Origin of the sequence: Micromonospora sp. WMMD961 (assembly GCF_029626145.1) — a bacterium.
Taxonomy (GTDB): domain Bacteria; phylum Actinomycetota; class Actinomycetes; order Mycobacteriales; family Micromonosporaceae; genus Micromonospora.
Map to the genome: position 1 here is coordinate 3,649,212 of NZ_JARUBJ010000002.1, position 14,436 is coordinate 3,663,647.

12 protein-coding genes are annotated in these 14,436 nt (G+C 67.5%); 6 read left to right on the plus strand and 6 right to left on the minus strand.

Annotated features, from left to right (window positions below; translation table 11 throughout):
• Nucleotides 1-60 precede the first annotated feature (60 nt).
• Nucleotides 61-930, minus strand: a complete 870-nt coding sequence (locus O7614_RS16555) for a PAC2 family protein (protein ID WP_278139358.1) — start codon at nt 928-930, stop codon at nt 61-63.
• 262 nt (nt 931-1,192) lie between these two features.
• Here O7614_RS16555 and metH point away from each other — a divergent pair, with 262 nt between their 5' ends.
• Nucleotides 1,193-4,708, plus strand: a complete 3,516-nt coding sequence (gene metH, locus O7614_RS16560; protein WP_278139359.1) for a methionine synthase — start codon at nt 1,193-1,195, stop codon at nt 4,706-4,708.
• 57 nt (nt 4,709-4,765) lie between these two features.
• On the opposite strand, the gene O7614_RS16565 is transcribed toward metH, so the two are convergent.
• Nucleotides 4,766-5,143 carry a tyrosine-type recombinase/integrase gene (locus O7614_RS16565; protein ID WP_278139360.1) on the minus strand — a complete coding sequence of 126 codons (378 nt, stop codon included), beginning with the start codon at nt 5,141-5,143 and terminating at the stop codon, nt 4,766-4,768.
• A 363-nt stretch (nt 5,144-5,506) separates the two neighbouring features.
• On the opposite strand from O7614_RS16565, the gene O7614_RS16570 reads away from it, so the two are divergent.
• Both O7614_RS16570 and O7614_RS16575 read left to right on the plus strand, forming a co-directional pair.
• The gene (locus O7614_RS16570) at nt 5,507-6,037 is read left to right on the plus strand and encodes a hypothetical protein (RefSeq protein WP_278139361.1); all 531 of its coding nucleotides are present in this window, start codon (nt 5,507-5,509) and stop codon (nt 6,035-6,037) included.
• Nucleotides 6,038-6,082: 45 nt separating this feature from the next.
• A complete protein-coding gene (locus tag O7614_RS16575; protein WP_278139362.1) occupies nt 6,083-6,406 on the plus strand; it encodes a hypothetical protein in 324 nt (107 codons plus the stop codon).
• A gap of 49 nt (nt 6,407-6,455) precedes the next feature.
• Here O7614_RS16575 and O7614_RS16580 read toward each other — a convergent pair whose 3' ends face one another.
• On the minus strand, nt 6,456-7,235 hold the full coding sequence (locus O7614_RS16580) for a transposase family protein (RefSeq protein WP_278137249.1): 780 nt from the start codon (nt 7,233-7,235) through the stop codon (nt 6,456-6,458).
• 46 nt (nt 7,236-7,281) lie between these two features.
• Nucleotides 7,282-8,322: an IS630 family transposase gene (locus O7614_RS16585; protein WP_278139363.1), complete on the minus strand. Its 1,041-nt coding sequence runs from the start codon at nt 8,320-8,322 to the stop codon at nt 7,282-7,284.
• Between the two features lie 291 nt (nt 8,323-8,613).
• On the opposite strand from O7614_RS16585, the gene O7614_RS16590 reads away from it, so the two are divergent.
• Complete coding sequence (locus O7614_RS16590) at nt 8,614-9,114, plus strand: hypothetical protein (protein ID WP_278139364.1); 501 nt, start codon at nt 8,614-8,616, stop codon at nt 9,112-9,114.
• A gap of 1,428 nt (nt 9,115-10,542) precedes the next feature.
• Here the strand turns inward: O7614_RS16590 and O7614_RS16595 are convergent.
• Nucleotides 10,543-10,737, minus strand: a complete 195-nt coding sequence (locus O7614_RS16595; RefSeq protein WP_278139365.1) for a hypothetical protein — start codon at nt 10,735-10,737, stop codon at nt 10,543-10,545.
• A 71-nt stretch (nt 10,738-10,808) separates the two neighbouring features.
• Here O7614_RS16595 and O7614_RS16600 point away from each other — a divergent pair, with 71 nt between their 5' ends.
• Entirely contained in the window at nt 10,809-11,588 is a 780-nt protein-coding gene (locus O7614_RS16600; protein WP_278139366.1) for a transposase family protein, read from the plus strand.
• Between the two features lie 245 nt (nt 11,589-11,833).
• Here O7614_RS16600 and O7614_RS16605 read toward each other — a convergent pair whose 3' ends face one another.
• Nucleotides 11,834-12,586, minus strand: coding sequence for an XRE family transcriptional regulator (locus O7614_RS16605; RefSeq protein ID WP_278139367.1), 753 nt, complete (start codon nt 12,584-12,586; stop codon nt 11,834-11,836).
• A 307-nt stretch (nt 12,587-12,893) separates the two neighbouring features.
• On the opposite strand from O7614_RS16605, the gene O7614_RS16610 reads away from it, so the two are divergent.
• Nucleotides 12,894-14,093, plus strand: a complete 1,200-nt coding sequence (locus O7614_RS16610) for a helix-turn-helix domain-containing protein (protein ID WP_278139368.1) — start codon at nt 12,894-12,896, stop codon at nt 14,091-14,093.
• Nucleotides 14,094-14,436 lie beyond the last annotated feature (343 nt).

Genomic DNA, 14,436 nt, shown 5'->3' on the forward strand with positions numbered 1-14,436 from the left:
CCGGACACGCGAAAACGGGCCCCCGGACCACAGAAGGTCCGAGGGCCCGCCAAAAAGTTGTTACCAGGAGCCGGCGGTGGGGCCGGCCGAACCGCCCCGACGGCGCAGGTACTTCTCGAACTCCTGGGCGATCTCGTCACCGGTCAACGGGGTGATGCCCTCGTCGCCGACGCGTTCCTCCAGCTCGCGAACATATTCGCCCAGCTCGGCGTCCTGCTCGGCGGCGCTGCGCACCCGCTGCTCCCACTCGGCGGACTCCTCGGCCAGGTCGGCCATCGGCACCGGCAGGTCGACGACCTCCTCGACCCGGTGCAGCAGGGCGAGGGTGGCCTTCGGGCAGGGCGGGTTGTTGGCGTAGTGCGGCACGTGCACCCAGAACGAGACGGCGTCCACCTCGGCGCGGGAGCAGGCGTCGTGCAGCACCCCTACGATGCCGGTCGGACCGTCGTAGCGGGTGGGGGTGAGCTGGTAGCGCTCGGCGGCCTGCGCGTCGGAGGCACTGCCGCTGATCGGCAGCGGCCGAGTGTACGGAACATCGGCGAGCAACGCCCCGAGCAGCACCACCCGTTCCACCTCGAGGCTGTGGCAGATCTCCAACACCTGTTCGCAGAACGTCCGCCAGCGCATGCTCGGCTCGATGCCGCGGATCAGCACCACGTCACGGTCGGTGCCCTCCGGGCTCGCCACCATGAACCGGGTCGTCGGCCACTCCACCCGGCGGGTCTCGCCGTCGGCCATGGTGATGGTGGGTCGGCTGACCTGGAAGTCGTAGAAGTCCTCCGGGTCCAGCTCGGCGATCTGCCGGGCGTTCCAGACCTGCTCCAGGTGCTCCACGGCGGCGGTGGACGCGTCCGCGGCGTCGTTCCATCCCTCGAAGGCGGCGATGGCCACCGGGGACCGCAGCACCGGCAGTCCGTCGAACTCGGTCACGCCGTCACCTCACCCTGCTCGTCGCGGTCGGCGCCGGGATCGCGCCCGGTCGTCGTACCGTGTGGCACAGCGGCGTCCCTGTTGTCCTTCACGTCCGCCAGCCTACGTGCCGGGCAGGGATGCGGCCCGTCGGCCGCGCCGGTCCACCGGACCGGCGACCGGTCATACACGAACGAACCAGACAGCGTGATCCCGGCGACACAATATGGGATCGCGGCCGGAGGACCGCTGGGCGCGGTGGGGACCGCACTAACCTGAACGGGTGCGGACTTCGTTGATGGATGTGCTGGCCGACCGGATTCTCATCGCCGACGGCGCGATGGGCACGATGCTGCAGGCCGCGGACCTCACGCTCGACGACTTCGACGGGCTCGAAGGGTGCAACGAGATCCTCAACGTCACCCGGCCGGACGTGGTGCGCGGCGTGCACGACGCCTACCTGGCCGCCGGCGCGGACTGCGTCGAGACCAACACGTTCGGGGCCAACCTCGCCAACCTCGCCGAGTACGACATTCCCCAGCGCATCCGGGAGCTGTCCGAGGCGGGTGCCCGCATCGCCCGGGAGGCCGCGGATGCGGCCAGCACCCCGCAACGGCCCCGGTTCGTGCTCGGCTCGATCGGGCCGGGCACCAAGCTGCCCACCCTCGGGCACACCGACTACGCCACCCTGCGCGACGCCTACCAGGAGAACGCCGCAGGTCTGATCGAGGGCGGCGCGGACGCGCTGATCATCGAGACCTGCCAGGACCTGCTCCAGGTCAAGGCGGCGGTCATCGGGTCGAAGCGGGCGATGACCGAGCTGGGCCGGTCGGTGCCGATCATCTGTCACGTGGCCGTCGAGACCACGGGCACCATGCTGGTGGGCAGTGAGATCGGTGCGGCCCTGGCCGCCATCGAGCCGCTCGGGGTGGACCTGATCGGGCTCAACTGTTCGACCGGCCCGGCGGAGATGAGCGAGCACCTGCGCTACCTGTCGCAGCACTCCCGCATTCCCCTGTCGGTGATGCCGAACGCCGGTCTGCCGGTGCTGACCGCCGACGGGGCGTACTTCCCGCTGACCCCGGTGGAGATGGCCGAGGCCCTGGAGCGGTTCGTCACGGACTACAGCGTGGGGCTGGTCGGCGGGTGCTGCGGCACCACGCCGGAGCACATCCGGGTGTTGTCCGAGCGGCTGCACGGCAGCGTCGCCCCGGCCCGCGAGGCCCGGCACGAGGCGGGTGTCTCCTCGGTGTACCACCCGGTGCCGTTCGCCCAGGACGCGTCGGTGTTGATGGTGGGGGAGCGTACCAACGCCAACGGTTCGAAGGCGTTCCGCGAGGCGATGCTCGCCGGCGACTGGCGGGCCTGTGTGGAGATCGCCCGCAGTCAGGCCCGGGACGGGTCGCACCTGCTCGACCTCTGCGTGGACTACGTCGGCCGCGACGGCACGCGGGACATGCGCGAGCTGGCCGGCCGGTTCGCCACCGCGTCCACCCTGCCGATCATGTTGGACTCCACCGAGCCGGCCGTCGTCGAGGCCGGGCTGGAGATGCTCGGTGGCCGGTGCGTGGTCAACTCGGTGAACTTCGAGGACGGTGACGGCCCCGACTCCCGCTACGCGCGGGTGATGCCGATCGTCCGGGAGCACGGCGCGGCGGTGGTGGCGCTGCTCATCGACGAGGAGGGGCAGGCCCGTACCCAGGAGTGGAAGGTGCGGGTCGCGGCGCGGCTGATCGACGACCTGACCGGCCGGTGGGGCATGGACCGCGCCGACATCCTGATCGACGCGCTGACTTTCCCGATCGCCACCGGGCAGGAGGAGACCCGTCGCGACGGCCTGGAGACCATCGAGGCGATCCGGGAGATCGCCCGCCGCTACCCGGGGGTCAACTTCACGCTGGGCATCTCGAACATCTCCTTCGGCCTCAACCCGGCGGCCCGGCAGGTGCTCAACTCGGTGTTCCTGCACGAGTGCGTGCAGGCCGGCCTGACCTCGGCGATCGTGCACGCCAGCAAGATCCTGCCGATGTCGAAGATCCCCGACGAGCAGCGCGAGGTCGCCCTGGACCTGGTCTACGACCGGCGCCGCGAGGGATACGACCCGGTGCAGCGCTTCCTCGAACTCTTCGAGGGTGTGGACGTGACCAGTGCCCGGGCCAGCCGGGCGCAGGAGTTGGCGGCGCTGCCGCTGGACGAGCGGCTCAAGCGGCGGATCATCGACGGTGAGCGCAACGGCCTGGAGGCCGACCTGGACGACGCGATGGCCGGTGGCCGTTCCCCCCTGTCGATCATCAACGACATCCTGCTGGACGGCATGAAGGTCGTCGGCGAGTTGTTCGGCTCCGGCCAGATGCAGTTGCCGTTCGTGCTCCAGTCCGCCGAGGTGATGAAGACCGCGGTGGCCTATCTGGAGCCGCACATGGAGACCACGGAGGACGGCGGCAAGGGCCGCATCGTGCTCGCCACCGTGCGCGGCGACGTGCACGACATCGGCAAGAACCTGGTCGACATCATCCTGTCGAACAACGGCTACGAGGTGGTGAACATCGGCATCAAGCAGCCGATCAACGCCATCCTCGACGCCGCCGAGCAGCACCGCGCCGACGCGATCGGCATGTCCGGGCTGCTGGTCAAGAGCACGGTCATCATGAAGGAAAATCTGGCCGAGATGGCCACCCGCGGGGTCGCGGAGCGCTGGCCCGTCCTGCTCGGAGGTGCGGCGCTGACCCGCGCGTACGTCGAGGACGACCTGCGGTCGATGTTCCCCGGCCAGGTGCACTACGCGCGGGACGCGTTCGAGGGCCTGTCCCTGATGGACAAGGTGATGACCGCCAAGCGCGGCGGCGCGCCCGTGATCGACCCGGAGCGGGAGGCCGCCCTCGCGGCCCGCCGCGCCCGCCGGGAACGGCAGCGGACGATGGTCACGGAGTCACTGCCGGAGCTGCACGACTCCTCGGTCCGCTCCGACGTGGCAGTGGACGTGGAGGTGCCCAGCCCGCCGTTCTTCGGCACCCGGGTGATCAAGGGTGTCCCGATGGCCGACTACGCGGCGTTGCTCGACGAGCGGGCCACGTTCCGCGGGCAGTGGGGGCTCAACGGGGCCCGGGGCGGCAACGGACCCTCCTACGACGAGCTGGTCGAGACCGAGGGTCGGCCGCGTCTGCGGTACTGGCTGGACCGGCTGATCGCCGACCAGGTGCTGGAGGCAGCCGTGGTGTACGGCTACTTCCCCGCGTACTCCGAAGGCAACGACCTGGTGGTGCTCGACGAGAACGGGCACGCGGAGCGCGCCCGATTCTCCTTCCCCCGGCAGCGGCAGGAGCGGCGGCTCTGCCTGGCGGACTTCTTCAAGCCCAAGGGCGACCAGCTCGATGTGGTCGCGTTGCAACTGGTCACCGTCGGGCAACCCGTCAGCGAGTACGCGGCGAAGCTGTTCGCCCGCAACGAGTACCGCGACTACCTGGAGGTGCACGGGTTGTCGGTGCAGCTCACCGAGGCCCTCGCCGAGTACTGGCACCGGCGTGTCCGGGCCGAGCTGACCCTGCCCGACGGGCGTCCGCTGGGTCACGACGACCCCACGGACCTGGCGGGCCTGCTGCGCAACGACTACCGGGGCTGCCGGTACGCGTTCGGCTACCCGGCCTGCCCCGACCTGGAGGACCGCGCGAAGATCGTGGACCTGCTCGGCGCGGACCGGATCGGTGTCGAGTTGTCCGAGGAGTTCCAGCTCATGCCGGAGCAGGCCACCGACGCGATCGTGGTCCACCACCCGGAGGCCAGTTACTTCAACGCCAAGTAACGGGTGCAGGTGCCCTGACCTGCGCCTGAGGCTGTCAGGAAGGCCGTTGAACCATGATCATGCCGTCTCCAGGCCGTCAACGGCTTCCGGGCCGTCCTTAGCGGCCTGGTCCTCGCCGAAGGCGGTGTCGATGGCGCGGCGCGTCCGGTCCTCGCTGGTCGGTAGGAGATGCGTGTAGGTCCGCAGGGTGAACCCGGGGTCGGCGTGGCCGAGGTAGGTCGACAGGGCCTTGATGCTCTCGCCGGCGTCCAGGAGGACCGAGGCGTAGGTATGCCTCAGGACGTGCATGCCGTTGCGGCGGTCGTCGGGGATGCCGGTGGCCCGGATCGCCGGCTTCCAGACAGCGGGGTTGAACTTCGAGCGACTGAGCGGCAGGCCGTCAGCGGTGGTCAGGTAGAGCGTGACGGTCGTGGGGTCGCCGGTCAGGTTCCCCACGGCAAGGTGACCTCTACGGGCGCGTACTGCTTGGCGTGGTCGCCCAAGGCGGCCCTTGACGGGCCGCACGCGCGCCGCCTGGGCGCGCGCCGGCCGCTGCCGCTCTGCGGCCGTCACGCCGGATGCCCGGCGGCCAGCGCGGAGAGCGGGGAGCCCGACCCGCCAGCGTCCGTCCGAGCCGTCAAGGTCCGCTTGACGTGGCGGGCCGGGCGGAGGCCCGCTCCCCAGGAGGGCGGGTCGATGGCAGACGGGATGGCAGGGTCCGCCGTGGTCGAGGCGTCGACGCCCGGCGGATTCAAGCGCCTTTGAGGATATGGTCAAGGATCGAGGAGTAAGGCAGGCAACCCGGCAAGGAGAGCGTTCGTGCAGCGTCCCGGTCGAGTTCCCACTATCGCGCTGACCGTTGTTGCCACGTTGGGGCTCATCGCTGCGACCGGCTGGTGGGCCGTGACAAGCTACGTCGATGCCTTCGTCTATCCCGGTGGCCCTTGCTCAGACGCAGAAGCACAGCTGACGGATGAGCTCAGGTCCGATCCCATGCTGGTTCAAGCTTTCCCAGATTCGAAGCTGCAGACGGCGGACAGTTTCGAACCCTGCAGGGGGTGGGGTAGCAACTACTGGGGCGGGGCGTTCGTCACTCGCTCCTATACGAAGACGCTCCCGCCAGGGGACACCGCCGTCGAAGGCTTCTACGCCTCATTGGGCAATGCCAACGGCTGGCACATGACCCTTGACGGCACAAGCCGAAGCGTCTGCGGAAAGAAAAATTTCGGCGGCCAGGTGGTCACCTTCAACCTGAAGTTTCAGCGATCGTCACCGGCTTTATCCACGGGCTACACAGCCAGCTTGCTCTACGCAGGGCAGCGACAGCCGGTGAACGAATGCCGTGAGTGACTAGTGTCGCGTGTCTGATTTTCTTTGACGGTTAAGATCATCGTCGTGAGCAGTGACTTCGCGTTCTGGAGAGTCGGCGAGGGTAACCCCGGCGATATCTACGATGGCTTGGCTGACGGGGTCACCGACGCGCTCGAGCCGCACTCCGACGTCTCATGGTTCCGCAGCGAGCTGCTGTCGCGCTGGCCCGACCTGGTGGACGTCCTTGAGCCGACTGAGTACGACCTTCTTGACGCGCCCGAAGACGCTGCGAAGTACGTGCTGCTCACCCTTCCGGTGAGCATGCTTGGCCATCTTGACGGCATCTTCGAGCTGGCTCGGCAGTACAAGTTACGCGGCTACAGCGGCGTAGCCGGCGAAGCGTTCTAAAGGATGTCTCGTAACTCGGTGAAGGCGTTGCCGGTCAACGGTGTCGGTGTCACCGGAGCAGGATGATGTTGTGGAGATTGGCGATGCCGGAAGCGGTGTCGGCCAATGTGTGGGCGGCTCGTCGGTAGTCCCGCAGGATCTTGAAGGTCTTTATCCGGGCCAGGGCGTGTTCGACCTGCGCGCGGACCTTGCGGTGTTGCCTGTTCAGCTCCTTCTTCCAGTCGGGTAGTTCGCTGCCGTCGGCCGGTTTGCGGTACGGGATGATCACCTCGGGGTTGCCGCGGTAGGCGCCGTCGGCCATGACCGGTCTACCTGCCAGTTTCTGGTCGATACCCGAGGTGCGGTAGACGATGGTGTCGTTGCGGTTGCCGGGCTGTGGGTCACCGAGGGCCACGACGAGGCGGGTGTGGGCGTCGATGGCGACCTGCAGATTCGTGCTGTAGCGGTAGTTCTTACTCTGGGCGGCCAGCCGGTGGTCCCGGGTCGGGATCAGGGTGCCGTCGACGATCGCGATCTGGTCGACCCGGCGCCGACGCACAGGGGCCAGGGCGAGCAGCGGGCCGAGGGTGTCGATCACCCGGTGCGCGGCCGAGTGCGACACCCCGAACAGCGGACCGATCTGCCGCATGGTCAGGTTCGTGCGCCAGTACGCGGCCACCAGCAACACCCGATCAGCGAGGTCAAGTGACCACTGCCGACCCGGCCGGCCATCAGCGATCGCGTCCCCGCCACGTTCGGCGACCAGCCTGACCAGCCTGCGGAACTGGACGGGCTGCAACCCGGTGAACGGGAAGATCCACTCCGAGCGGGCCGCTGAGATCACCTGCACCCCGACATGATCCACCATGGACCATCACAGAGTTACGAGACATCCCTTAGGTGGTTTTGGCCAGGATCTGGTCGGCGGTTTTGGACCAGCCAAATGGCTGGCAGCGCTGGTTGTAGCCGTCGATGAACTTGCGGATCGCGCCGATCAGGTCGGGCACGCTGGCGAAACTGCCGCGACGGATGGCCTGACGGGTGATGATCCCGAAGAAGATCTCGACCATGTTCATCCAGGACGCGCTGGTCGGGGTGAAATGCATGGTGATGCGTGGATTCTTCACGAGCCAGGCTTTGACGTTCGGGTGGTTGTGAGTGGCGTAGTTGTCGGCCACAACGTGCAGCTTGACCTGCGGATGCGCCTTGGCGACCTGCTTGAGGAATGCGAGGAACTCGGTGTTGCGGTGCCGGTCGTAGCAGGCGTCCGCGGTGATCTTCCCGGTAGCTACCTCCAAAGCGGCGAACAGCGTCGTGGTGCCGTGCCGACGGTAGTCGTGGGTGCGACGTTCGGCCTGCTCGAAGCGCATCGGCAGTAGCGGGGCGGTCCGGTCGAGGGCCTGAATCTGCGACTTCTCATCGACGCAGACCACGACCGCGTTCGCCGGCGGGTCCAGATACAGGCCGACGACGTCACGGATCTTCGCCTCGAGCTGGGGGTCAGTGGAGAACTTGAACGTCTCGACCCGATGCGGTTGCAGGTCCCAGGCTCGCCAGATCCGGGCGATCTCGGCGAAGCTGACCGGCATACCGGTCTTGCTCAGATGCTCGGCCAGCAGCCGTGCTGACCAGTGCGTTACCGCTAGTTCCGCCGGTGGTGGGTTCAGCGTGGACACGATCACCGCCGGCTCGTCGATCACCGGCGGGCGCCCGGAGCGTGGCAGGTCCGTCAAAGCATCGATCCCACCGTTCTCATACCGGGCCCGCCACGCGATCACTGTCTGCCGGGTCATCCCGACCCGCCGGCCGATCTCGGTGTTCGGCAGCCCTTCCGCGGCCAGCAACACCATCTGAGCCCGCTGCACATGCCCGGCCGCAGCCGTTGACGACCGCGTCAACTCCCGCAGGCGGGCACCGTCACCAGTGCGCAGGACCAACGGAGCGGCAACAGACAGGCCTCATTGTCTCGCAGCAACATCGTCAAATCACTTCAGACACGCGACACTAGCTGAGTGACAACCACGACGTCCAAGCAGGGACAGCCATGGACGGAAGTGGACTGTCACAGCAGCTCAGGCCCAGCGTCTACGCAGGTCAGCCCACCACCATCGTTCTTTCACACAGAATGCGGTCGGTTTCCGGCACGCCGTCTCTTGACCGCATTCAAGCATTCAGGGACACCGAGCGCTGGGGTTGGCTAGCGGACGAGGCAAGGGCATGATCAGGCGATGATTTCCTGGCCGACATGGGGTGAGTGGTTGGCGACGCTGCCGCCGGATGTCCGCGATTCTGCTGTGTCCCTTGCGGAGAGGTTCGAGGAGATTGGAGCCCATGAACCGGAGGGGTGGGCTAGGTCGGAGATCAGCGAGAACATTCCGCAGTTGGCTCGGTTCATGGTGTTGCGCGCCCTGTGGCGAGAGGCGATATCTCCGTGGATGGATGCCAGTGCTCTGAGCGACGTGGCGGCCGCGCGGCGGCTGATTGACGCAGGCGCGGATCCCCACGATGTGCTGCTTGTCGCGCGAGCTGGAGCGTACGAGGCGGTCGTCGCCGCAGTGTGCATCCTCGACGAGGGCGGCGACCCGAACGCGCGTGAGAGCGACCCTGGCTGGCACCTGATCGAGACGGACGCGGAGTGCAACCCGACGGGCCGCGAAATCGGAGGGCTGCATGAGTCTCTGGGGGAGACGGACCCATCCGGCAACGAGGGTGCCGACCTGTGGGAGTGACACGGCTGGGTGACTAGCCGGGTGACGATCGGGACGGACGTCAGCGGAACGAGCAGGGACCTTCATGGACGGTTTCAGCAGATCAAGACTGGTGGAACGGCAACCAACGATGGCAGCCGGAGACGGCGTGTGACCAGGGACCGACCAGCGTTCCTGCTGGTGGCGGGACACCGGCTCTTAGTTCCGCTTCAACGTCTGAATCCGGCGCCTGCTCCTTGTCCGCACGATGGACACGCGCTTGACGGCGTACCGGGGCGCAAGCCTGTCACTCCTTCGGCGGCCACGGTGACGGGTTTTGGGAGATCCACCAGTAGCCGGCGTATCGCGGGTTGTGGTGCCAGCGCGAGCGCCGCACCTCGTCTGTCCGGGGAGCCCAGTTCCGGTATGGCAGCAACGCCATTCGAGACGCGATCACACCCGCCATGTACGGCCACGCGATCGCAGTGATCAGTGCATCCCGACGTCGGTAGGAAACCCGAGGGGCCAGCCATGGCGTCATCGCCACCGGCAGGACGGAACCCGCCAGATACCCGAGCCAGTAGCCGCCAGTCGCATCCCAGACGAAGTACTGGACCCCAATCGCTGGCAGCCCGATGAGGGTCCAGATGAGCATCGCACGCAGGCCCCGGGCTAGCCCTTCGCACGGCCTGCCTGAATCAAGTGGATCATCTGGCACTCGCCGGACGGTAGCCGCGCCGGTTGCAAACTTCAAGAACGAGCCAAGTAGAGAGTCATCCGGAACATACGCGGAACGATCAAGCACATCACGGCTGAGCCTTCACGCGAATCCCCTGGTGAGGCGGCAGATGGCCCAGCAGCCGCTAAACCGTTCCTAAGCCGTGTGTGACAGCAACCGGCAACAACGAGGACAGCCGTCAGCGGCCGAGCATGTACAGCCGCCCGAGGTTGCAGACGTGGACGGACCCTGCCGGACGGAGCGCCCAGAACTTACAAGCGAAGGGCTGGCCAACCAGGTCGGATCGACTGGCGGTCTAGCCGTTGACACCAGACGATGTGGCGACTTCAGATAGGGAGTCTATGTCCGCACTTCGTGGGGGTGCCTGTGCCGCACATACCTGACCGTGTCGTTCTGCGTGCCTGGCGTCAGCGTGGCGAGGCGGGACGAATTCACTACGTTGCTGCCAAGGCTGGTGGAGGAGAGCGACGGCTTTACGTAGATGAGGGGAACGCCCTCTACGCGGTGCTCGAAGGACACTTGCTCGCCCAGGGCTACACCGGACCAGCGAGCGGCGATCAGGAGGATGAAGTTTGGGTGACTAACTGAGTGACGATCGAGGGGGACGCCGCCGGACGTTGGTGGACTCAGCTGGACACCAGTCGCAGTGCAGCGACCGGTCGCCGCAGGTGAAGGTTCCGTGTTGTTTGCCTGGGGGCCAAGGGGTCGTCGGTTCCAGACTGGCGGTCGTGCTACTGGTCGTCGCCCTCGTCGTCTCGCATCAGGCGGTCGAGGTCCTCAGGGCACAACCGCTTGATCTGGGTTTCCAGTTTGCGGCTGTACTGGCGATCGTTGGGATCCATCCCGTTGCGAGATCGGGAACTGCGGCCGTACTGCTTGAGGAAACCGCCCAGCTCTCGACGTATGCGTTCCCGCCGGCCCGACATCGATCGCACTCTAAGGGACGTCTCGTAACCCCGATGTCTGTCTGCTGAGGATGGTCGGTCAGGATGCCTGGGTGCAGGTGATCACCGCAGCCCACCCAGAGTGGATCTTCCCGTTCACTGGGCTGCAGCCCGCCCAGTTCCGCAAGCTGGTCCGGCTGGTCGCTGAGCGTGGTGGTGATGGCATCGCCGATGGTCGACCGGGCCGGCAGTGGGCCCTGGACCTGCCGGATCGGGTGTTGCTGGTGGCCGCGTACTGGCGTACGAACCTGACGATGCGCCAGATCGGCCCGCTGTTCGGGGTGTCGCACTCGGCTGCGCACCGGGTCATTGACACCCTCGCGCCGCTCCTGGCCCTGGCGCCGGTGCGCAAGCGACCGGTCGAGCAGATCGCGATCGTCGACGGCACCCTGATCCCGACTCGCGATCACCGCTTGGCCGCTCGGAGTAAGAACTACCGGTACTCGACGAACCTGCAGGTGGCTATCGACGCGAGCACCCGTCTGGTCATCGCCGTCGGTGACCCGCAGCCTGGCAACCGCAACGACACCATCGTCTACCGCAGCTCCGGGATCGACCAGAAGTTGGACGGGCGGCCGGTGATGGCCGACGGCGGCTACCGCGGCAACCCGCAGGTGATCATGCCGTACCGCAAGCCCTCCGACGGCACCCAACTGCCCGCCTGGAAGCAAGCCCTCAACGTCGAACACCGCACCGTTCGAGCAGGGGTCGAACATGCCCTGGCCAGAATGAAGTGCTTCAAGATCCTGCGCGACTACCGCCGCGCCGGCCACACATTGGTCGACGCCGCTTCCGGCATCGCCAACCTCCACAACATCATCCTCGCCGGCTGACCGCCAAGCCGGCACCAGGCAACGCCTTCACCCAGTTACGAGACGTCCCTTAGGCCCCAAAGGTCGAGTCTTGCCTTCCCATAACTGTGGTCGACAGCAACAGTGACAGCAACCGACCGGGACGAGGACAGCCGGCAAGGGCTGGACGCGGACGGCAGCCCGAGGTTACGTCGTGGATGGACGTCCCGGACGGAGCGCCCAGAACTCACAAGCGAGGGGTCAAGGGCTCCCGGACCAGCAGCGACTTACGTCGCCGACGTGTTGTAGCGATCAAGTGTCGTCTTAGACGTCGAGGCGTCGCGGAAGACGAGTTCCCACGGGCCGGTGTTCACGTCCATGTCCTTGCCGAAGCCGATCCACTTTCCGGCCATCCGTCGACCTGTCGGCTCGGCGATGAGTTGAATTGCCCCGTGGTATCGGGCGCCCCGGTAGTAGCCGGTGGGGTCGGTCTGCTCCACCCAGGTGCCGGTGACGACGGCACCGTCCACGGTCAGATCCAGCGAGAGAGACGATGACGCCGAGCCAGGAAGGCTGCGCGCGGTGAGCCGATCGCCGTGCTGGAGCAGCACCACGAAGTGTTGTCCAGCGAAGGAGTCTCCTCGCCCGCTGGAGTAGTACTGGTAGCGGCTGAGCCACACGCCTTCGTAGGACTGGTGGGCCGTGGTGGTGGGCTTGGACGTCGGCGTCGGTGTGGCGAGGCTGGACACGGGCGAGGTCAGATCGTGGCCGCCGTGTTCGTCGTCGGCAACATGCCCGCCCGGCACCGCGTCGAAGCCGAGCAGTGAGATGGGTAGACCAGTGACGACCTCCAGGGCACGGGCGTAGACCGGGCGGGGCGCGGCGATTGCGCCGGACTCCCATCGCTGGACGAGTCTCTTGTTGGCGTCGTTGGGCTCGCCGACGCGGTGGCCGGCAGCCTGCAGAGCGCGAGCGAAGTCGTCCTGGCTCATGCGCATCCCGGTGCGGACGGCCCGCAGGGCGGTGTTGGGGGCGACCATGACTGCCACCATAGCGCCATGTCGCCTTAATGTCGCCGGCTAAGTGACCTGATTGTCGGCCCTTGTGCCGTCGCAGCAGATGACATTCCGACGTCACTGTGGACCCGCGACGGTCGACGTGCCGCCGCTTCAACTGGCGGAGGTGTGGGGATGCCGCGTAAGGGCGACGAATCGGCGGTGAGTCGGGGCGAGGAGATCCAGGCGGCCGAGCGGGAGGCGGCGAGGCGGCGGCTTCTCGCGGTGGCAGAGGCGGATCGTATCCCGGTAGAGGAGACGACCCGGGCCGTTCCGGATCGGCGGTGGCGTCGTGGGTAACGTTGAGTTGTTGCCGGTTGGTCGGCGGGTGGCGTACTGGCGGGGTCGGCGGAAGCTGTCGCAGCAGGTGTTCGCCGACCGGCTCGGCAAGTCGAAGAGCTGGGTCGACAAGGTCGAGCGCGGAGTTCGGCGGCTGGACAAGCTGTCAACACTTCAGGAGATCGCTCGCGTACTCCGCATCGACACCGCTGCCCTTGTCGGCCGGGATGCCGCGCCGGCCCAGGTGACGGATCGCGGCGACGGCGTCGAGCGGATCAGAGCAGCGCTGTCCCGCTACGAGATCCCGTTGGGCAGGCCGGCGGGCAGCACGATATTGCCGGTGGACCGGATGCTGCGGGATGTGCGGTACGCGTGGACGACGTTCCAGCACGCCCGCTATCCGCAGGTGGTCGACCTGGCGCCGGACCTGCTCACCGGTGCGCAGCGCGCCCATGCTGAGGTGCCGGTGGCGGGTCGGGTGCCGCTCGTCGAGGCGTACCGGATCATCGCTTCTCTGTTGGTCAAGCTCGGCGACGCCGAGCTGGCCTGGTTGGCCGTGGATCGGGCGATGCTCGCCGCCACCGTTGACCGGGAGTTGGTGGCCGCCGCAGGCGTGCAGCTTGGGCAGGTGTTGCGCGCGCTCGGCCGGGTGCGGGAGGCGAAGTCGGTGACGCTCGGTGCCGCGTATCGGATCGCTCCGTCTGTGATCGAGTACGGCACGCCTGCGGAGTTGTCCCTGTGCGGAGCCTTGCTCATCCAAGCCGGCCTGGCGGCGGCGCAAGACGGGAACAAGGCCTCCGCCGGCGAGCTGCTCGACGAGGCCGCCGGTATGGCGGGGCGGGTCGGCGACGGGCACGACCACCACCGCACCGCGTTCGGTCCCACCGCCGTCGACCTGGCCCGCGCCACCGCAGCCGTCGAAGTCGGCGACACCCAGGAGGCGATCGCCTGGCACGAGAAGGCCACCGCGCGGGGCGGCTGGCGGTGGCTACCTGCCGAACACCGCGCCGCGCACCTACTCGACGTCGCGCGTGCCTACTTGCAGGCCGAGGATACGGGCAGCGCCGCCCGCGTGCTGACCGAGGTCGAGCGCACCGCACCAGCCGAGATCAGGTGCCGGCCCGCCGCCCGGGACGTCGTCGCCGAGGTTGCCCGTCACCCGCGCGCCCCGGCCACGATCGCCCAGCTCGCCGCCACGCTCGGGGTGGGCTGAGCGGCATCCCATGCGGCAGAGAAGTACAGCAGCGAAGTACAGCAACCGTGCCAGCCGAACCGGCCCGAGAGCCGCGTCAGCGGGCCGTCTGACCTCGCATCGAGCCCGATCCGACCGGCTCGCCGAGAGCTCCGCTTCAACGTATGACCTGTCTACTCGATCGCTCGTAGCCACCATGGAAGGTCGGTCCGGCCAGACGGATTGGGCAGTGTCCGGGACGACGCCGGACGGTTGGCCCGAGGCCAGGGACGCCGACGGACCCTGCCGGACAGGACGCCCAAGACTTACGAGCGAGGGGTCAGGAGCCCGAGGGACCCCAAGATCATGCCGTTTCCAGGCCGTC

Coding starts and splice junctions, on each gene's coding strand:
- O7614_RS16590 (WP_278139364.1), top strand. CDS start 8,614: ATGATTTCCTGGCCGACATGGGGTGAGTGGTTGGCGACGCTGCCGCCG.
- O7614_RS16595 (WP_278139365.1), bottom strand. CDS start 10,737: ATGTCGGGCCGGCGGGAACGCATACGTCGAGAGCTGGGCGGTTTCCTC.
- O7614_RS16605 (WP_278139367.1), bottom strand. CDS start 12,586: ATGGTCGCCCCCAACACCGCCCTGCGGGCCGTCCGCACCGGGATGCGC.